This window comes from Vibrio mexicanus (assembly GCF_001012815.1).
GTDB classification, from domain to species: Bacteria; Pseudomonadota; Gammaproteobacteria; order Enterobacterales; family Vibrionaceae; genus Vibrio; species Vibrio mexicanus.
On record NZ_JYJP01000073.1, the window covers coordinates 20560 to 40950 of the forward strand.

The 20391-nt window shown below is 46.6% G+C and carries 12 protein-coding genes and 4 pseudogenes; 11 read left to right on the forward strand and 5 right to left on the reverse strand.

The annotated features are described in order from the left end of the window. Positions 1-15: 15 nt before the first annotated feature. On the reverse strand, positions 16-858 hold the full coding sequence (gene gspC / locus UA76_RS10810) for a type II secretion system protein GspC (protein ID WP_052772026.1): 843 nt from the start codon (positions 856-858) through the stop codon (positions 16-18). Between the two features lie 267 nt (positions 859-1125). On the opposite strand from gspC, the gene hslR reads away from it, so the two are divergent. The 4 genes from hslR (at position 1126) to UA76_RS10830 (ending at position 6406) form a co-directional block, all read left to right on the forward strand. After that, a complete protein-coding gene (gene hslR / locus UA76_RS10815) occupies positions 1126-1524 on the forward strand; it encodes a ribosome-associated heat shock protein Hsp15 (protein WP_047045880.1) in 399 nt (132 codons plus the stop codon). Between the two features lie 27 nt (positions 1525-1551). Further along, complete coding sequence (gene hslO, locus UA76_RS10820; protein ID WP_047045882.1) at positions 1552-2427, forward strand: Hsp33 family molecular chaperone HslO; 876 nt, start codon at positions 1552-1554, stop codon at positions 2425-2427. A 339-nt stretch (positions 2428-2766) separates the two neighbouring features. Beyond that, a complete protein-coding gene (gene pckA, locus UA76_RS10825; RefSeq protein ID WP_047045885.1) occupies positions 2767-4395 on the forward strand; it encodes a phosphoenolpyruvate carboxykinase (ATP) in 1629 nt (542 codons plus the stop codon). Between the two features lie 124 nt (positions 4396-4519). Next, positions 4520-6406: an AsmA family protein gene (locus tag UA76_RS10830; RefSeq protein WP_047045888.1), complete on the forward strand. Its 1887-nt coding sequence runs from the start codon at positions 4520-4522 to the stop codon at positions 6404-6406. A 56-nt stretch (positions 6407-6462) separates the two neighbouring features. Here the strand turns inward: UA76_RS10830 and UA76_RS10835 are convergent. From UA76_RS10835 to UA76_RS10845, 3 genes and pseudogenes are all read right to left on the reverse strand, one after another. After that, positions 6463-7379: pseudogene (locus UA76_RS10835) on the reverse strand (bifunctional GNAT family N-acetyltransferase/hotdog fold thioesterase). Positions 7380-7504: 125 nt separating this feature from the next. After that, positions 7505-7939: a D-aminoacyl-tRNA deacylase gene (dtd, locus tag UA76_RS10840; protein WP_047045890.1), complete on the reverse strand. Its 435-nt coding sequence runs from the start codon at positions 7937-7939 to the stop codon at positions 7505-7507. Further along, positions 7911-8851: pseudogene (locus UA76_RS10845) on the reverse strand (virulence factor BrkB family protein). The gene dtd and the pseudogene UA76_RS10845 overlap by 29 nt, the downstream one beginning before the upstream one ends. Positions 8852-8898: 47 nt before the next feature. On the opposite strand from UA76_RS10845, the gene UA76_RS10850 reads away from it, so the two are divergent. Together UA76_RS10850 and UA76_RS10855 are read left to right on the forward strand one after the other, a co-directional pair. Next, the gene (locus UA76_RS10850) at positions 8899-9540 is read left to right on the forward strand and encodes a DUF2959 domain-containing protein (protein ID WP_047045894.1); all 642 of its coding nucleotides are present in this window, start codon (positions 8899-8901) and stop codon (positions 9538-9540) included. Between the two features lie 64 nt (positions 9541-9604). Beyond that, positions 9605-10138 carry an AAA family ATPase gene (locus UA76_RS10855; RefSeq protein WP_047045895.1) on the forward strand — a complete coding sequence of 178 codons (534 nt, stop codon included), beginning with the start codon at positions 9605-9607 and terminating at the stop codon, positions 10136-10138. Positions 10139-10275: 137 nt separating this feature from the next. Here UA76_RS10855 and typA read toward each other — a convergent pair. Then, positions 10276-12107, reverse strand: a pseudogene (typA, locus tag UA76_RS10860) (translational GTPase TypA). A gap of 498 nt (positions 12108-12605) precedes the next feature. On the opposite strand from typA, the gene glnA reads away from it, so the two are divergent. The 5 genes and pseudogenes from glnA (at position 12606) to gepA (ending at position 20308) form a co-directional block, all read left to right on the forward strand. Beyond that, positions 12606-14015, forward strand: coding sequence for a glutamate--ammonia ligase (glnA, locus tag UA76_RS10865; RefSeq protein ID WP_047045898.1), 1410 nt, complete (start codon positions 12606-12608; stop codon positions 14013-14015). A gap of 414 nt (positions 14016-14429) precedes the next feature. Further along, entirely contained in the window at positions 14430-15023 is a 594-nt protein-coding gene (locus tag UA76_RS10870; protein ID WP_047045901.1) for a DUF4124 domain-containing protein, read from the forward strand. 125 nt (positions 15024-15148) lie between these two features. Then, a complete protein-coding gene (gene glnL / locus UA76_RS10875; protein WP_047045904.1) occupies positions 15149-16195 on the forward strand; it encodes a nitrogen regulation protein NR(II) in 1047 nt (348 codons plus the stop codon). Positions 16196-16249: 54 nt separating this feature from the next. Continuing rightward, positions 16250-17653, forward strand: coding sequence for a nitrogen regulation protein NR(I) (gene glnG, locus UA76_RS10880; RefSeq protein ID WP_047045906.1), 1404 nt, complete (start codon positions 16250-16252; stop codon positions 17651-17653). 116 nt (positions 17654-17769) lie between these two features. Continuing rightward, positions 17770-20308: pseudogene (gene gepA / locus UA76_RS10885) on the forward strand (phosphodiesterase GepA). The last annotated feature ends 83 nt before the right edge of the window (positions 20309-20391 follow it).

A 20391-nucleotide genomic window follows, 5' to 3' on the forward strand; every position in this document is an offset into this window, starting at 1 on the left:
CCTTGGGCACGAGGACTAAAATTCGATATAGATATCGTGTTGCTGACCACTACGTTCTACGGTCAGGTTGAGCTCGCTGACCTCTGCAATGGATTTAAATATGTTACTCATGGCTTCAGGGTCTGTGAGATCCTGACCATTTAATTGGATGGCGATGTCACCATTTTGTAAACCCACAGAATTAAACAGTTCTGGCTGACGGCCGGGGCTTACGCGGTAGCCCAAAATATCACCGTCTCTTTTCACTTGCGATAGTCTTACATACTGGAAGATTTTCTGAGGTTCGGCGGTGATCTCAGCTTTTATTTTATCGAGTTGCGAGTCAGAGTTAGTATTTGCAGCTGAGTTTACTTGCTTAGGTGTACTTGCTTGAGAGGGCTGTTCCAAACGTTTGTATTCAATTCCCTCAAGCATGAGTGTTTCATCTCGACCTGAGTTTTCAATAATGACGCGATCAATTAACACCGCTTTTAGCCTTGCGCGAGTACCGTCGATGACTTCACCCACACCATAAGTCGCTTGCTGACCACGATTAGCAATAACCGCTAGGCCGCGCTCAGGATTTGAGTTCGCAACCGCTCCGACAAGAATAAGGTTAAGACGAGTTTTGGGCGCATCGGTAACAACAGGTGCCGCTACTGGCTCGGGTTTGTTGGTGTATTCACCAAACAAGAAGCTGCGTTGCAGTTCTGCAATATCGGTAAGGGCAGGGCCAGATGAACCCGTATTAGAGGATGTGGTAGGTTGCCATGGTGCGACTTGTACGTCATCTGAGAATAGCCATACCATTTTGCCGGCCAACCACGCTGAAAGCACCAAGAAGACCAGCGCGATCGCAACACTCAAGCGTCGTTGCATATGCTCTGATTTACCTTGTTGCAACGCCGATAAAAACGACGAGGCATTCACCTTCCCTATTTCCATCTCTTCCTCTGATGCCTCAAAAGTCCAATAGCTTGCGGTACTAGATTGAATAAGTTGGAAAATATAGCACAGCCCTAAGGAATAATGCCTATTATATTCCAACGATAATTTGTCACGTGCCTTGAAAAAATGGAAGCACAACACCATTGTTACCTTCAATAATTGAAACTGCACCAAAATATTGAAGGTTTTTTGTAAATAATGGGTTCAAACAACGAAATTGAGAAAGAGGCCGTAAGACTCGACAAATGGCTCTGGGCGGCACGCTTTTACAAGACTCGCTCAATTGCGCGTAACATGGTTGATGGTGGTAAAGTCCACTACAATGGCCAACGTAGCAAGCCCAGCAAAATCGTCGAGCTCGGTGCTATTATTACTTTAAGACAAGGGCACGAAGAGAAGACCGTTGTCATCGAGAAAATCTCTGACCAACGCCGTGGAGCGCCAGTCGCTCAAACACTCTACTCCGAAACTCCCGAAAGCTTGGCGAAACGCGAGCACAACGCAGAGCAACGTAAGATGCATGCACACAACCCAAGCCCTGAACGCCGCCCTGATAAAAAGCAGCGTCGCAACATTATCAAATTTAAACATCAATAAGCTGACCCAGCCACGAGGAATAGCCACATGGCAAACAATGTTTTAAATCGCTACCTATTTGAAGACCTATCAGTACGTGGTGAATTGGTACAACTGGATGAAGCGTACCAGCAAATTATTTCGAGCAAGGAATACCCTGTAGCACTACAAAAGCTGCTGGGTGAGCTATTGGTATCAACGGCACTACTGACCGCCACTCTTAAGTTTGAAGGTTCTATCACCATGCAACTGCAAGGTGACGGCCCGGTATCGCTTGCCGTAATTAATGGCGACCATGACCAAAAACTTCGTGGCGTAGGCCGTTTTAACGGCGAAATCGCCGATGACGCAACACTGCACGACATGATCGGTAAAGGTTACCTAGTGATCACTATTGATCCTAAGAAAGGTGAGCGTTACCAAGGTGTGGTTGGCCTAGAAGGCGACAACCTAGCACAAGTGCTTGAAGGTTACTTCGCTAACTCTGAACAGCTTAAAACGCGCCTATGGATCCGCACAGGTGAAGTAGAAGGTAAGCCTCATGCTGCGGGTATGCTGATTCAAGTAATGCCAGACGGTACTGGTTCACCAGACGACTTTGAGCATCTAGAACAGTTGACCGACACCATTAAAGATGAAGAGCTCTTCACTCTAGAAGCCAACGAGCTTCTGTACCGTTTATACAATCAGGAGAAAGTTCGGTTATTCGAACCTCAACCAGTGCAATTCCACTGCGGCTGTTCAAGAGAGCGAAGTGGCGCTGCAATCGTCACCGTAAGCCAAGATGAAATTTATGACATTTTAGCCAAAGAAGGTGCCGTTTCTTTACATTGTGATTACTGCGGCACAACATACTCATTTGATGAACCTGAAATTAAAGCTCTGTTTATTGAGGCAACTTCGGGCCGAGATACGCTGCATTAATTTGCTCATCACATCAAGTCTGTAATTTACACAACAAAGGCCAGCTTCAAGCTGGCTTTTTTGTGACCAAAGCCCCGCCATCACTACCCTCAGCCGTAATTTTATAACGGCTTAATTTTAAACAAATATTAATCGATCTGGTCTAGCGCAAACCTTTGCGGAAGGGATAAACTTGTTATGACCAATATGTGACGAAGCACTTAAAGCCCTACTAAAATTGTGGACATATTTTGACCTATATCCCTGTTTTACAGGAGTTCCGTTGCTAGCATGGTGATCAGATAAAAAATAATAAAATTCTTACAAAATCCCTACAATATATCGTTATAAGGAGCACCTATGACCGTTATGGAACATACTAAGGCTGCAACAATCGATCTTACTAAACACGGACTGCATAACGTTAAAGAGGTTGTCCGCAACCCAAGCTACGAAATGCTTTTTGCCGAGGAAACGCGCGCTGATTTGGAAGGTTTTGAACGAGGTGTAGTAACCGAGCTGGGAGCGGTTGCTGTCGACACAGGAATCTTCACGGGACGCTCACCTAAAGATAAATATATCGTTAAAGATGCGACGACAGAAGAACATATGTGGTGGACATCGGACGCGGTTAAAAACGATAACAAAGCGATTGACCAAGCCGTTTGGAATGATCTGAAAGCACTCGTCACGGATCAGCTTTCAGATAAACGCGTATTCGTCATTGATGGTTACTGTGGCGCAAATCCCGACACTCGCCTCAGTATCCGAGTCATTACTGAAGTTGCGTGGCAAGCGCACTTCGTGAAAAACATGTTCCTTCGCCCTTCAGAAGAAGAGTTGGCAACGTTTGAGCCAGACTTCGTCGTAATGAATGGCGCGAAGTGTACAAACCAGAAGTGGGAAGAGCATGGTCTGAACTCTGAAAACTTCACAGTGTTTAACCTTACTGAGCGCATGCAGCTTATCGGCGGCACTTGGTATGGCGGTGAAATGAAGAAAGGTATGTTCGCGATGATGAACTACTTCCTTCCACTGAAAGACATCGCATCTATGCACTGTAGTGCCAATATGGGTGAAGACGGCGACGTTGCGATCTTCTTCGGCCTATCGGGTACCGGTAAAACAACGCTATCGACTGATCCTAAACGCGCATTGATCGGCGACGACGAACACGGCTGGGATGATGACGGCGTATTTAACTTCGAAGGTGGCTGCTATGCGAAAACCATCAAGCTATCAAAAGAAGCCGAGCCTGACATCTACAACGCGATTCGCCGCGATGCGCTATTAGAGAACGTGACCGTTCGCAATGATGGCTCTATCGATTTCGACGATAACTCGAAAACCGAGAACACCCGAGTATCGTACCCAATCCACCACATCGACAACATCGTTAAGCCTGTATCGAAAGGTGGTCATGCTAATAAAGTGATCTTCTTGTCTGCAGATGCCTTTGGTGTGCTTCCTCCAGTGTCTAAACTGACACCAGAGCAAACCAAGTACCACTTCCTGTCTGGCTTTACCGCAAAACTTGCGGGCACTGAACGTGGTATCACAGAGCCAACACCAACCTTCTCGGCTTGTTTTGGCGCAGCGTTCCTAACGCTTCACCCAACCAAGTACGCAGAAGTACTGGTAAAACGTATGGAAGCAGCAGGCGCTGAGGCTTACCTAGTGAACACCGGTTGGAATGGCAGCGGCAAGCGAATCTCTATCCAAGATACACGCGCCATCATCGATGCCATCCTAGATGGTTCAATCGAAGAAGCACAAACCAAGGATATTCCAATCTTTAACCTAGAAGTGCCAACCGCACTACCTGGTGTCGATCCGGAAATCCTAGACCCACGCGATACCTACGTTGACCCACTGCAGTGGGAAAGCAAAGCAACTGATCTAGCACAGCGCTTCATCAATAACTTTGTGAAATACACAGACAACGCAGAAGGTAAAGCACTGGTTGAAGCTGGCCCACAACTCGACTGATTGAAGTCGATTTGTTTGAAAACTGATAACTAAGTTACAAGCCCCTTATTTAAGGGCTTTTTTTATTGATGACGCCGAGAAATTGCTCCAAGCTATCACTGAGTTAGGACAACCGGTTTGAGAAATGAGAAAGGTCTATATCGCTTTAGCGCTGTTAGTAATGCTTACTGCTTTGACTATTGGTAGTCTGTTTGCCATTTTGCATACGCCTTTCGCCGCAAACGGGGCCAATTACTTCCTCAAGTCTCTCAACCATAAGATTCAAGTTGAAACGCTAACCTACGAATTTCCTTGGCACTTCACCGCGCAAAACGTCACCTTTGGTGATAAACCCAATGCTCAACACATCGATCAAGTTGAACTCTGGATAAACCCAGATATCACGCGTGCTGGCAAACTCGCCATCGACAGTATCGTTATTGATGGATTTACCCTCACAGAGCAACACGATCTGCATCCGCTATTTGACCAAATATTCCTGTACCAGTTGGCTTTTAACAACGCAGACATCGATTACAACGGCCTCATTGGTCACGGCGTCAATGCGCAGTTCAAAGAGCCCCAGTGGGAAGCACACCAGCAGCTTCTTCCCTTCGGCTCCATTCAACTTTCTGCTAACCATTTTTATTATCAAGGTGAAGCGATTGATGATTTCTTGATAGATGTTCAGTATCAACCCAAAGACAGCACTGTCTATGGGGCTTCATTCATCTGGCGAGAAACGTCTATTTCAGGCCAAGCGGAACAGTTTGACAGCGGCTGGTCGTTAATCAACGTCACCATAGATAAGCTCAACCTCAGCGACGACAAGCCTATTAACCGCGAACTAATCGAACAACTGACGCGATCCGTTCATCACATCAATAGCCTTGATCTTCTAACCGCCAACATCGAGTTCAAAGGCATTAGCGCACAAAATCTTGATCTGTCACTAGAAAACATTTACCCCGCTAAAAACCTTTGGCAGCAGCAAGGTTACTTGTCGTTCCATGCCGATACTCTGACTTATCAAGACCTGAAATGGGTAGACGCCACAGCAAAACTGGCGCTCGATTCAAACGCTATATCAGTAACAGAACTCGACACCGACTTTGAGCAAGGCCGACTGCAACTTGCTGGCGTTATTACGCCGAACTCGCTCCACCTAGATCTGCTAAAAGTTAACGGCATTAAGTGGACAATCGATGAGAGACCAAAGTGGCTTGCTCTGCTTGAGCATAAAAAAAGACTAGAAGCGCTCTCAGTTGCTCAAGTCGATATCGCCAATAGCCAAGTCATCCAACTGTTTGAAGAGCCTTACTGGCAGCTATCTGGGTTTAATGCGCGCGGTCGCCAGCTAGAGCTACTTAGAGAGAAACAACTCGGACTATGGAATGGTCAACTTGAAGCGACAGCAAACAGTGCCAGCTATGGCGAACTCATCACGAGCCAAGCGATCATTGAAACTCAATCTCGAAACGGACAATGGAGTTTAGACCGTTTCTACCTACCTCTAGACCAAGGTTATGTCGACATCAGCGGCGTGTATGACATGGCATCCAGAGGTCATCCATGGGCCTTAGACTTTAGCGCCGATGGGCTTCCTTCTTTACCTGTACTCACCCCTTTCATCGCAGAGGCCTGGCAATTAGATGGGCTGCTAGAAGTCACTGGACAGCTCAACGGGTTTGCCAGTGATTCGGTACTATTTGAACATTCCCTCCATGGGGAGCTTACTGCATCCGCACGTGAAGCAACGTTGCTTCTCAGTCAAGAGCTTGATGGCGTGAAGCGCTCGCTCGTGATGCCGTTTGAGCCTGAACCAGTTCATGTCAATGCCAAGCGTGGTCAAATCACCATTACGACTCATCACAATGGCGAAGGACAGCTTTCAGGGAAAATAGATCTGGTCGACTCACAACATGATCACCTCTATATCGAGTTGACACAGCCCTGCCAGAAAGCAAGATATGAGTTGTTGTCGGGCGCTTTACTAGAGTGCCTAGCCACTGAAATCAGTGACAAAGAATAGGCACTCTGTATAAAGAAGAAAGGTTGTGTGAAGAAAGGTCTGTTTACGTTGCGAATCTAATTGCTAAGTAAAGACTTATAGTTTGGGATAAGCATGTAGGTACCGATAAACTCTACCGCCGCTGTATCACCACTATTGATGGTCACATGAATCGCAATACGTGCTTTGCGGCCCGATGCCAAGCGGTCTAAGTCGCCACTAATTCCATCTAATGACGTGCTCGCAACCGGATTTTGCTCTACCGGGTGTCGATAGCGAATACGGCTATCGGCCAACACGATATCTCCTTGCAGATTGCGCTCTTTAAGTAGCAGCCAAGCCATTCCCCATCCAGTCAGAGTCGCCAGCGTAAAGGCGGAGCCTGCAAACATGGTGTTATGAGGGTTGAGGTTTGGGTTGAGTTGAGCACTGCATTCAAACTGATAGCCTGTGTACTGAGTGATTTTGATCCCCATCTTGTCGCTGATTGGAATCTGGTTCTCCCAACGCTCTTGCAGCTCGCTGCACCATTCTGGTTTGCGCAGTACATTCGCCATGGGATCGAGCGGTTTGACCATCTGCTGGTGACGAACAGGGCCACGTTGGTCGTTTAATTCACCACGAGTTTCAAATCCATTGCGCTTATAAAACTGGATAGCGTCTTCACGTGCATTACACACTAAACGCTTCGCCCCTTCCTGACGCGCTAGTGACTCCAACGCCACTAACACAAGCGATCCCATGCCTTTACTACGACGGTTATTCTTTACCGCCATATAACGAATTTGGCCTTCGTTATCCGGCGTGATGTATAGACGCCCAATGGCGATCGGACGACCTCGGCCATCGACAATCATGCGATGATGGCTCATCGGATCGTATTCGTCTCGCTCAGAGCCAATCGGCATACGCATGGTTCTCTGAGCATTTGCCAACGAAAGTGATAATACTTATTGAGCTGATTATCCGTGGTCGGGGTTATTAGTTTAAACATCTCTCGATTCCATTCTTGTAAACAGCCTGCTGTCACAACAGCAAAATTAAGCCATTAAGCTCTACTAACGCTTTAATATTTGGGGTAAGTGCGCTAGAGCCTAGGGTGTGTTGACCTACTTATTCTTATACTTGCAGCCAAAAGGTCACTGGTCCATCGTTGACCAATGAAACTTTCATGTCAGCGGCGAAACGGCCACGCTCTGTCGGCAGTACTTGTTCGCATTGATCTGCGAAATAGTCGTAAAGACGCTCAGCATCACTCGGATGAGCACCTCTAGAAAAACCTGCTCGCGTGCCTTTCTTAGTGTCTGCTGGCAATGTAAATTGAGACACCACCAAAACCTTTCCGTTCACTTGCTTAACATTCAGGTTCATCTTGCCGTTTTCGTCTTCAAACACACGATAAGTGGTGACGCGCTCCATCAGACGTTTCGCTTTAGCTTCATCATCGTCTTTTTCCACACCAAGCAACACAAGTAGACCTTGGTCGATCTCTCCAACGACTTCACCTTCTACTCGGACAGCCGCTTCACTTACACGTTGAATCAGTGCGATCACTCTCGTTTCCTTCTTGTTGTTCGTCAGATAGTGGCGCAGAGTTTACCACGTCTGCAGGCTGACTCCACTGATTGCGCTCACCTAACGCTGCGGTAATTTCAGCGCCAATTAGCACGATTAACCAACACAGATAGACCCAAACAAATAGAATCGGAATGGCTGCCAAAGCACCATATATCAGTTGATAAGAAGGGAACTGAGTAATGTATGCGGCAAATCCTTTTTTGCTGAGTTCGAACAAAATCGCCGCCACAATTGCCCCGATCATGGCGTGAGAGAATCGCACCTTCTTGTTTGGCACCAGCATATACAGGCCAGCAAAAGCAAAGAAAGAGAGCCAGAACGGCAACCAGCGCAGGAATAAGTTGTAAGCACCAGACAGTGCATCGCTGTCGATGAAACGCAATGAGGTAATGTACGAGTCGCTGCGATACTCGCGCCCACTAATATCGGGCCAAGCGTTAACACCATCCAGTACATCGAAAATGAGAACACCGCTCGTCGCTTGGTGTGCACACGCCAGATATAGTTAAGGTTTTTGTCGATGTTTGAAATCAGCATCAGTGCTGCAACAAACAAGAACAGACCACCAACTGCCGTCATCTTGCCGGTATTAGCAATAAATTCCGTTAAAGCCGCTTTTACAGCATCGCCAGCCGCAGGCACAAAGTGAGTGATCACAAAGTCTTGAATCACATTACCGGCATTCGAGAACACAGCGAAAGAAGAGAGCACTGAAAGTAATACCGTCAGCATCGGTACAATCGACAGCAGAGTGATATACGCGAGATAACCCGCATTCACATTGACTCTATCATGCTGAACTCGAGCCCATAAGTAGCGAGCAAAAAAGAGGCCCTGCTTCACCGTTTCATCCAATTTCAACTTGTATCTCCCAATCAAGTCATCCATTCTGTACATCAATACTCTCAAGTTATTCTAATAGAAAGGAAACTATGATGCCCTACTTGATTGCGATCCTCATCTCAGTGTTGACCTTAACCGGATGCCAATCCACTTACTACTCTGCCATGGAACAGGTCGGTTACCATAAGCGTGACATTATGGTGGATCGTGTTGAAGACGCCAAAGAGTCACAGCAAGACGCCCAACAAGAGTTTTCCAGCGCTCTCGAAGCCCTTTCTGCCCTAACCAACTTCGATGGTGGCGATTTGGAAGCGGTTTACAACCAAATCAACGACAAGTATCAAGACAGCGAAAAAGCAGCGCAAGATGTAAGCGATCGCATCGCATCCATTGAAGATGTTTCAGAAGCGCTGTTTGACGAATGGCAAGATGAGCTAGAGCTTTACACCAGTGACAAGCTGCGCCGTTCTAGTGAACAAAAGCTCAAAGAGACTCAACGTTCATATAACACCATGCTATCGGCGATGAAACGCGCTGAGCAGAAAATGACGCCGGTTTTGAACACTCTCAGAGACAACACCCTTTATCTGAAACATAACCTCAACGCGAGTGCGATCGGTTCACTACAAGGTGAGTTTATGAGCTTAGAAAAAGACATCGCGTTTGCGATTGAGCAGATGAATACAGCGATTGAAGAGTCGGATAAGTTCTTAAATCAACTCAACAATAAATAACAACATGTAAAGAAAACAATTAAAAACCATACGGGCAACGAACAATGAGAGCAGCGAACAACGAATGAAGCCTATTATCATTTCAGGAGGCCCTGGCGCGGGCAAAACGACGTTAGTCAATGGATTAGCCGAGCAAGGTTTTGCCACCTTTGAAGAGTCCTCCCGACGCCTTATCGAACAAGAAAGTCAAAAGCCCGAGGGTATTTTACCTTGGGTAGATTTAGCCGCGTTTGCCAAACTGTGCTTGGACGTTATGAGCGAGCAAAAGGCGCAAGCCAACCAACATGAGATAGTGTTTCTAGACCGTGCAATTCCTGATATCTGTGGTTACTTGCGTCAAGGGGATCTCAATGTTGATGAGCATTACATTGAAGCGAGCAAAGGCTACCACTCCCAAGCTTTCTTCTGCCGACCTGAAGCTTCTATTTATGTGCAAGATGAAGTTCGACCATACCCATTTGAAGGTGCGATAGAGATCCACAATGCTTTAGTGGAAGTGTACCAAGCGCTAGGTTTTGAAGTGATTGATGTGCCCTTTATGTCAGTTGAAGAACGCGTTCAATTCGTTCAAAAGCACATTGAAAGCGTTAGGCAATAAACCCACTGGCTTCAGACCTAAACGGCTACTACAAAGTAGTAAGGCAGAAAAAGAGTACACCCAAAACGAAAAAGCCCCGAAGCTAATCACTTCGGGGCTTTGTTATTCTAGCGTGTCGCTACTTTTGCGTATCGCGATTACTTCGCTGCGCGAGAAGCACGCTTACGATCGCTTTCCGTTAGGAACTTCTTACGGATACGGATGCTTTCAGGTGTTACTTCTACTAGCTCGTCGTCATCGATGAACTCAAGTGCTTGCTCAAGTGTCATGATGATCGGCGGAGTCAGAACCTGTGCGTCATCAGTACCAGATGCACGAACGTTGGTTAGCTGCTTACCTTTTAGTACGTTTACTGTTAGGTCGTTATCACGGCTGTGGATACCAACAACCATACCTTCGTAAACTTCAACACCGTGACCAATGAACATACGGCCACGCTCTTGTAGGTTGAATAGTGCGTTAGTTAGCGCTTTACCCATACCGTTAGAAATCAGAACGCCGTTGATACGCTGACCGATCTCCCCGCCTTTATGCGGACCGTAGTGATCAAACGTATGGTAAAGAAGACCAGAACCTGAAGTCAGAGTCATGAATTCAGTTTGGAAACCGATTAGGCCACGAGATGGCATAACGAAGTCCATACGAACACGGCCTTTACCGTCTGGAGACATATCCGTCAGCTCACCTTTACGTAGGCCGATGTTCTCCATGATGCCGCCTTGATGCTCTTCAAGAACGTCAATCGTTACCGTTTCAAACGGTTCCATTAGCTGACCATCTTCTTCTTTGATGATAACTTCTGGACGAGATACCGCTAGCTCAAAGCCTTCACGACGCATGTTTTCGATCAGGATAGACAGGTGAAGCTCACCACGGCCTGATACGCGGAATTTGTCTGGGTCGTCTGTTTGCTCAACACGCAGTGCAACGTTGTGAACCAGTTCCTTCTCTAGACGCTCAAGGATGTTACGTGAAGTCACGAACTTACCTTCTTTACCAGCGAATGGAGACGTGTTTACTTGGAACGTCATAGTTACGGTTGGCTCATCAACAGACAGTGCAGGAAGCGCTTCAACTTGGTTCTGCGCACAGATAGTGTCAGAAATCTTCAGTTCGCCAAGACCTGTGATTGCAACGATGTCGCCAGCATTTGCTTGCTCAACGTCGTGACGCTCAAGGCCAAGGTAGCCCATAACGGTACCCACTTTACCGTTACGAGTTTTGCCGTCTGCGCTCACAACCGTTACTTGTTGGTTTGGCTTAACGCTACCACGAGTCACACGAGCAACACCGATAACACCTACGTAAGAGCTGTAATCTAGCTGAGAAACTTGCATTTGCAGTGGACCATCTAGGTCAACTTGTGGAGCCGCTACTTCTTCAACGATAGTTTCGAAAAGCGCTTCCATGTTGTCAGACGTTTCGCCTTCTTCTTTAGTTGCCCAACCGTTTAGTGCCGATGCGTAAACCACTTTAAAGTCTAGCTGTTCGTCAGTTGCACCTAGGTTGTCAAATAGGTCGAATACTTGGTCCATAACCCAATCAGGCGTGCGCCCGGGCGGTCGATCTTGTTGATTACAACAATTGGCTTAAGGCCGTGAGCGAACGCTTTTTGAGTTACGAAACGCGTTTGAGGCATTGGGCCGTCAACCGCATCAACGATAAGAAGAACAGAGTCAACCATAGACATGATACGCTCAACTTCACCACCGAAGTCCGCGTGTCCCGGAGTATCTACGATGTTGATACGGTAGTCGTTCCAGTTGATTGCCGTGTTTTTAGCAAGAATGGTAATACCACGCTCTTTCTCGATATCGTTCGAGTCCATGACTCGCTCTTCAGTTTCACCGCGAGACTCTAGCGTGCCTGATTGTTGCAGCAGCTTATCAACCAACGTTGTTTTACCGTGGTCAACGTGCGCGATGATCGCGATATTTCTTAATTTATCAATCTGTGGAGTAGCATGGATTTAGATTCACTTATAAAAGAAGCAACCCTCATGGAAACTTAATATTTCCCGAGCATTGCTTATTTGATTAAAAAAACGACCGTAATGTACCAGATTCTGGCGAAAAACCCAGAAATATGTGATCTATCACAGCGAATTTCCTCTTCCGTAAGATTAGATGACGTCTGGGTTTGGCACAAACTCGAATCAGACGCACACAAATACGTTTGACAACCGACCAAAACAAGGGCTGAATGGTATTCGCTTAATGGTTCATGTTGGTGCAACGCAAACGATTAGCACCAATATGGTGCATCAGATGATCATTTTGGTGCATTGAATGCATCATCATTGAGCGCCAAGCCCTTAAGATATTGAAAATTAACGGATTAATTTTTTGGCACGATTTTAGCTTTAATCAAAACAGCATCGATTAATAACAACGTCATGAAATTAATCAATGCTAGATTTTGCTAAATCAAGCTAATACCGCTTTAACAACACTGGAGGTTATCCAAGATGTCAGTAGAAAATGTACTATCACTGATCCAAGAAAACGAAGTTAAGTTTGTAGACTTACGCTTTACTGATACAAAAGGTAAAGAGCAGCACGTATCAATCCCTGCACACCAAGTTGACGCAGACTTCTTTGAAGAAGGTAAGATGTTTGATGGTTCTTCAGTTGCTGGCTGGAAAGGCATTAACGAGTCTGACATGGTAATGATGCCAGACGCATCAAGTGCTGTTCTTGACCCATTCACAGAAGATGCAACACTAAACGTTCGTTGTGACATCCTAGAGCCTGCAACTATGCAAGGCTACGACCGTGACCCACGTTCAATCGCTAAGCGCGCTGAAGACTACCTACGCTCTACTGGTATCGCTGATACTGTACTAGTTGGTCCAGAGCCAGAATTCTTCCTATTTGACGATGTTAAATTCGCAACTGACATGTCTGGTTCTTTCTTCAAGATCGACGACATCGAAGCAGCTTGGAACACAGGTTCTGACATCGAGGGCGGTAACAAAGGTCACCGTCCAGGCGTTAAAGGTGGTTACTTCCCAGTAGCGCCTGTTGACTCTTCACAAGATATCCGTTCTGCAATGTGTCTAATCCTTGAAGAGATGGGCCAAGTAGTAGAAGCGCATCACCACGAAGTAGCAACTGCGGGTCAGAACGAAATCGCAACTCGCTTTAACACGCTAACGGCTAAAGCGGACGAAATCCAAGTTTACAAGTACGTTGTGCACAACGTTGCTCACGCATTTGGTAAAACAGCGACATTCATGCCTAAGCCACTAGTTGGTGACAACGGTTCTGGTATGCACGTTCACCAATCTCTAGCGAAAGACGGTGTTAACCTGTTCGCTGGTGATAAGTACGGCGGCCTATCTGAAATGGCGCTTTACTACATCGGTGGTGTTATCAAGCACGCTAAAGCAATCAACGCATTTGCTAACGCATCAACTAACTCGTACAAGCGTCTTGTACCAGGCTTCGAAGCGCCAGTTATGCTTGCTTACTCTGCACGTAACCGTTCTGCTTCTATCCGTATCCCAGTGGTACCAAGCCCTAAAGCACGTCGTATCGAGCTACGCTTCGGTGATCCATCTGCGAACCCATACCTATGTTTCGCTGCAATGCTTATGGCTGGTCTTGACGGTATCAAGAACAAGATCCACCCAGGTGAAGCAATGGATAAAGACCTTTACGACCTACCAGCAGAAGAAGCAGCTGAAATCCCAACTGTTGCTTACTCACTAAAAGAAGCTCTAGAGTGTCTAGATGCTGACCGTGAGTTCCTAACAGCTGGCGGTGTATTCTCTGACGACTTCATCGATTCTTACATCGATCTTAAGTCTCAAGACGTAGAGAAAGTAAACATGACTACTCACCCACTTGAGTTTGAACTGTACTACTCAGTTTAATCTTAACGCTGCTAATGCAACACTAGTTGCATAGTCTGTTACATAGCTTTTAAGGCTCGCCTCGCAGGCGAGCCTTTTTTTGTTTCCGCAAACTGACTAGCTAATTAAGATGTTGAATAATACCCAAGTAACCTCAAGATGCGTGGTTCAGCGAGAATTGCCTAGTTTGCAAACGCGGCAACGATGCGACTGTTTAGTGGTTCTAAATATAGAATCGTTAACAAAGTGTGCGAGCTAGGCAAGCTCGCCCTTCGGGAGCGGTTCACTGAGTCAATTTCTGCGTTAAATGACTTGGAAAGAACCTGTTATTCCGCTGCGTCATTTGCCTTGAACTTGAATCAGTGACAACGCTCTGAATCCTGCATCTTGAAGTCACTTGGGTATATGGACTTTTTCTTATTCAGGTAGCTTAGTATGTGGCAGAAAATTTCAACCTTTGCATCTCAAAAAGCATTAGGCTCATTGAACCTTGGTCTGACGCTTTTCGCCCTGTTCTGTGCGCTACCTACTACAGCACAAGATGTGTATACCTGGGTTGATGAAAAAGGTGTTTTACACTTCAGCGAGACCCCACAAAGTGCCAAGGCCAAGCTTATACAGATGCCCGATAACCATGCTAACGCGCCTGCACCTAAATTTGATAAACCCCAGCCCAAAGCTGAACCTAAAACCGCAGAGTCGAAGCTGCCAGAACCCCAAAAAGGCGACCTACCTTTAACCATAGATATTACCTCTCCTCGTGACGATGAAGCCTTACGTAGCAACGCTGGGTTCATCAATATCACCGCCAAGCTTAATCGCGACCTTCAAGTAGGCGAACGCCTGCAATTAATCATGAACAATCAACGTTTTGATGCACCAAAGAATGAACCCAATTGGCAATTGAAGAATGTGGATCGCGGAACACACACCTTTTCAATTCAGAGCTTTAGAGACGGCAAGCTTATTGCATCGTCTAACACCATAACGGTGCATTTACAGCGCGCTTCTCGAAAGAGACCTCAATAACCTCGAAAAAGGACGTTTGAGGGACTTTTTTCTTTAGCTTCCACGATCAATGCGCCATACTTGAGATTCATGTCGCACCATTTTGGTGCATTGCGACATCATGGGTCAATGATAGGGATGCAACGGTGAATAACGAGCTCAGTACAACCATTCTCAACAACGTCGTCACAGCAACGTTAATGCTCGATGAAAGCTTAGTCGTGCGCTATGCGAACCCTGCGGCCGAGCAGCTGTTTGCCCAAAGTGCAAAACGCATCGTTGACCAATCCCTTTCTAAGCTTATCCAACACGCTTCTATGGATCTGGCTTTGCTTTCTCAACCACTACAAAGCGGTCAAAGCATTACCGACAGCGACGTGACTTTTGTGGTTGATGGTAAACCACTGATGCTTGAAGTCACCGTCAGCCCGTTATCTTGGCAAAAAGAGCTGATGCTATTGGTGGAAATGAGAAAGATTGGTCAGCAACGCCGTCTTAGCCAAGAACTCAATCAGCATGCTCAACAACAAGCCGCCAAACTACTGGTTCGAGGTTTAGCCCACGAAATCAAAAATCCATTAGGCGGTTTACGTGGTGCAGCGCAGCTACTTGAACGCATGTTGCCAGACCAAAGCTTGGCGGAATACACGCAGATCATCATTGAACAAGCCGATAGACTTCGTAGCCTAGTCGATAGATTGCTCGGGCCTCAGAGGCCAGGTAAAAAAGAGACTGAAAACTTGCACTTAATCTTAGAAAAGGTGCGTCAGTTAGTGGAACTCGAAGTGGGTAAATCCGTGATTATTGAGCGCGATTACGATCCAAGTTTGCCTGACATTTTGATGGATACCGATCAGATTGAGCAGGCATTTCTTAACATCGTAAGTAACGCAGGGCAGATCTTACAAGCTCAGGAACACGGTAAAATTACCATTCGCACCAGAACGGTGCATCAAGCCAACATCCATGGTAAGCGCCACAAACTGGCAGCTCGGGTAGAAGTCATCGACAACGGGCCCGGTATTCCAGCCGACTTACAAGACACGCTGTTTTATCCCATGGTAAGTGGCCGTGAAGGTGGTACCGGCTTAGGGCTTTCAATTTCGCAGAATCTCATTGATCAACACAAAGGAAAAATAGACGTAGAAAGTTGGCCGGGAAGAACCATCTTCACCGTCTATTTGCCGATATAAAAATTAGACGATACAGAAAATTACGCGTTTGCAGCAGTTTGGGGAATAAAAATTATGAGTAAAGGATACGTTTGGGTTGTTGATGACGACAGTTCGATACGCTGGGTGATCGAGAAAACACTTTCGTCCGCGAACATAAAATGCGAAACATTTGCAGACGCCGAAAGTGTGTTACTGGCATTAGAGCGTGAAACGCCTGATGTTCTGGTATCAGATATTCGTATGCCAGGCATGGATGGCATCGAGCTGCTGAATCAAGTACAAACTCGTGCACCGGAGCTGCCTGTCATCATCATGACGGCACACTCAGACCTAGATGCCGCGGTCAATGCCTACCAAAAAGGCGCGTTTGAATACCTACCTAAACCTTTTGATGTCGACGAGACCCTAACTCTAGTTGAGCGCGCCATTACTCACAATCAAGAGCAGAAAAAGCAGCAAGCCGCGCAAGAGCCTGAATTTGAGCAAGCCCCTGAAATCATAGGTGAAGCACCGGCTATGCAAGAGGTGTTTCGCGCTATCGGCCGTTTGTCGCGCTCATCCATTTCTGTGCTCATCAATGGTGAATCAGGTACTGGTAAAGAGCTGGTTGCTCACGCTCTGCACCGCCACAGCCCACGCGCAGCCAAGCCTTTTATCGCCCTTAACATGGCGGCGATTCCAAAAGATTTGATTGAGTCTGAGCTATTTGGTCACGAAAAAGGCGCCTTTACCGGAGCCAATAGTGTGCGCCAAGGCCGTTTCGAACAAGCTAACGGCGGTACCCTGTTTCTGGATGAAATTGGTGATATGCCATTGGATATCCAAACTCGCCTACTCCGTGTTCTGGCCGATGGCCAGTTCTACCGCGTCGGCGGTCATGCGGCGGTGAAAGTGGATGTGCGCATTGTCGCGGCCACGCACCAAAACCTTGAGAAGCTCGTTCATCAAGGAGATTTTCGTGAGGATTTGTTCCACCGCTTAAACGTTATTCGCATTCATATTCCTGCCCTGCGTGAGCGCAGACAAGATATCGAGAAGCTGACTCTACACTTTTTGTCTTTAGCCGCTGAAGAGCTGGGTGTGGACATCAAAACCCTCCATCCAAGCACGGTTGACACTCTCAATCGCCTCGCTTGGCCGGGTAACGTCCGTCAGCTCGAAAATATCTGTCGTTGGTTAACCGTCATGGCAAGTGGCAGTGAAATCCTACCCAGTGACCTTCCACCGGAGCTGATGGAAGAAAAAGCAACCAAGACCTTTTCTGGCGACGTCAGTTGGCAGCAACAGTTAGCTGGCTGGGCGAAACAGGCACTCTCTTCAGGGGAAACTGAATTGCTTTCTTATGCACTTCCTGAGTTTGAGCGTATACTTCTTGAAGCAGCACTCGATCATACTAATGGACACAAGCAGGACGCCGCGAAAGTATTAGGTTGGGGACGCAACACACTGACTAGAAAGCTGAAAGAGCTCTATTAAGGCTTTGAAACTGTGAGAAAGTGGATGCGTTAACAGATATGTAACTTATCACTCCCACAAAATGACTCTCTGCTTGTATAATTAATTGATAAAAAAATAAAATAGCAGAAAAGAGCATGCCAGGGAATACGCATATTACGCTTCGCACCGCCGTTATTATTCCATTTGTAATCATTTTTATTTTTACAATTGGCGCCATCGTGGCTGTTCAAAAGAGCAGCTACGAGGAAATGGTGCAAGACATCAGTCAAAAGCAGCTCTCTTCTTTAACGGAAAACGTTAACCTCAAACTGCAAACCTTCCTCAATGAACCTTTTCAGGCCAGCTTAGCGCTGAGCCATAGCATCGGTTATCACAACGTCTACACCAAAGGCGACACTGAAGTCATTCAGCAGTATCTACTCACGGCTTTCCAAGATCTCTATCCGACCATCTCACATATGGATGTGATTGGTTTTGGTGGCGAAGGGGCGGAATACACTGGGTTTAGAAAAGAAGCCAATGGCGGTTTTACCTTAATGATTCAAGACGATAGAACCGATCAAAAGTTGGTTATTTATCGTGGCAATCAAGTCAGTGACGACATTCGCTCAGTAATAGAAGCTACGATCCAAGAATCCGCCCATGGTACGCACCTGTGGCTAAATCTAAGAAACCAATGTGGTCATCGATTTATGCCAATGCCGATGAGCGCCAAGAGATTACTTTGTCTGCGTTAACACCAATGTTCCAGAACAATGAATTTACCGGCGTGATTGTGACTGATATTAAGATTAATACCTTCAACGCTTTCCTTAAGGAGCTTGAAACCAATACCAATGCCGCGGTGTACATCTTTGACCAAGAAGAACGTTTAGTGGCGCACCCAAGCAGAAGCAGTGTTGTCTCCTGGGGAACTCGAGATTCCAAAAAAGGGGAGCGTTTACTTGCGGTGGAGAGTGGCAACCCGATCATCCAAGCCAGTGCCAAATACGTTAAGACCCATCAAATATACCAAACTCAAGCCATCACGAAATTTGAGTCTGACATCAACGGAGAGCGCTACTTCAATTTCGTCACCCCATACAAAGACCCACACGGGCTAACTTGGTATATCGGCGTGTCGATTTCAGAATCTGACTTACTGGGTAATCTGCCTGACGCTCAAAGAAACAGTTGGCTACTGGGTATCATTGTTAGTGTGGTCGGCCTCACCATAGCTTAGTTGCTTTTAACCGCATCACCACGCCAATCACATCAACAGCAGCGGCCGCCAAACACCTCGCGCTGGGTAACTGGGACAACCCGATGCCTAAACCTGGGCACATCCATGAAACCAGTATGTTGGTGTATGCGTTTAATGAGATGGCGAATAATCTCAAAGCTTCATTCAAGGCACTGCGGACTCAGCTGGTTTATGATTCGTTGACGGGCTTGTATAGCCGAGAAGGCTTAATTGAAAGCTGCGAAAACCGCAGCAAACTTAATGGTTGCCTGTATTTGGTTGGGATCAACAAATTCCGTGATATCAACGACAGTGTTGGTCACTATCGCGCCGATAAGCTCTTGGTGATCATCTCTGAACGACTCAAAGCGCTGTTTGATGATCGCGCTATGATCGCTCGAATTGCAGGAGATGAGTTCGCTATCTACCTACCCGAAGATCAAGATGCAGAGACCATCTCACTGAATACAACGCGCATTCTTCAGAGTTTTGGTTCGCCATTTTCAATGGGTGGAGACAACATTGCTATCAGCATTTCGGTGGGCATTGTTACCGATATTGAAGAGAACAACATGACCGTCTGGCTGCGTAACGGCAGCATTGCACTGAGCAACGCGAAACGAGACCACACTCATATTAGCCATTACTCACCAGAAATGGCGGATGTGACGCTTAAGCGTACTCAGCTACAAGCTAAGATTCGCCAAGCCATCGACCTCAACGAGTTTGTGCCTTTCTATCAACCTATCGTTGAGTTAAAAACCGGCCGTATCGTCGGTGCTGAAGCCCTAGCTCGTTGGATTTCTCCAACCGATGGCTTGATCTCTCCACTTGAGTTTATTCCGATTGCTGAAGAAAGCGGATTGATTGGCGACATTGGCAAAGCCATATTGCAGCAGGCTTGCCAAGACACGGCGCAAGGCATTGCGGAAGGTAAATGGGGTGAAGACTTCAATCTTCATGTCAACTTGTCGGTTAACCAGCTATCGCAGCCTGACTTTATTCCAACACTCAAGCAGGTACTCAAAGAGACCAAGATCGAACCAAGCCGTCTAACCTTAGAGATCACCGAATCTAGGATCGTCGATAACGACCCTGTCATCGTGCATAACATGCAATCGATACGCGACCTTGGGGTCTATATCGCCATTGATGATTTCGGAACGGGTTACAGCTCGCTAGCTTACCTGCATAAGCTGCCGTTCAACTGTTTGAAGATAGACAGAACCTTCGTCAATAAACTAGAAGCCGACACGCTAGACACGTCAATTGTCGCAGCCATCATCAATATGACGCAGAGCATGAACGTCAGCTTGGTCGCCGAAGGGGTCGAAACGACTTCTCAGTCTGACATGCTGATTCAACTCGGCTGTCCACTCGGTCAAGGCTTCCTATATAGCCGCCCAGTTCCGTACGAAGAATGGCCAACAGATTTGGTTAACATGAATTAGAAATCGGCGAATTTTGGCGTTTTTGAGCTGAATGGCTACTGACAGTGCATCATTGATTTCTATACTAGCGGCAAAACATCAAT

Bases quoted from the DNA above. Each gene is read 5' to 3' on its own strand.
- UA76_RS10855 (WP_047045895.1), top strand. From the start codon at position 9,605: ATGAAGCCTATTATCATTTCAGGAGGCCCTGGCGCGGGCAAAACGACG.
- hslR (WP_047045880.1), top strand. From the start codon at position 1,126: ATGGGTTCAAACAACGAAATTGAGAAAGAGGCCGTAAGACTCGACAAA.
- pckA (WP_047045885.1), top strand. From the start codon at position 2,767: ATGACCGTTATGGAACATACTAAGGCTGCAACAATCGATCTTACTAAA.
- glnA (WP_047045898.1), top strand. From the start codon at position 12,606: ATGTCAGTAGAAAATGTACTATCACTGATCCAAGAAAACGAAGTTAAG.
- UA76_RS10830 (WP_047045888.1), top strand. From the start codon at position 4,520: ATGAGAAAGGTCTATATCGCTTTAGCGCTGTTAGTAATGCTTACTGCT.
- UA76_RS10850 (WP_047045894.1), top strand. From the start codon at position 8,899: ATGCCCTACTTGATTGCGATCCTCATCTCAGTGTTGACCTTAACCGGA.
- gspC (WP_052772026.1), bottom strand. From the start codon at position 858: ATGCAACGACGCTTGAGTGTTGCGATCGCGCTGGTCTTCTTGGTGCTT.
- hslO (WP_047045882.1), top strand. From the start codon at position 1,552: ATGGCAAACAATGTTTTAAATCGCTACCTATTTGAAGACCTATCAGTA.
- UA76_RS10870 (WP_047045901.1), top strand. From the start codon at position 14,430: ATGTGGCAGAAAATTTCAACCTTTGCATCTCAAAAAGCATTAGGCTCA.
- glnG (WP_047045906.1), top strand. From the start codon at position 16,250: ATGAGTAAAGGATACGTTTGGGTTGTTGATGACGACAGTTCGATACGC.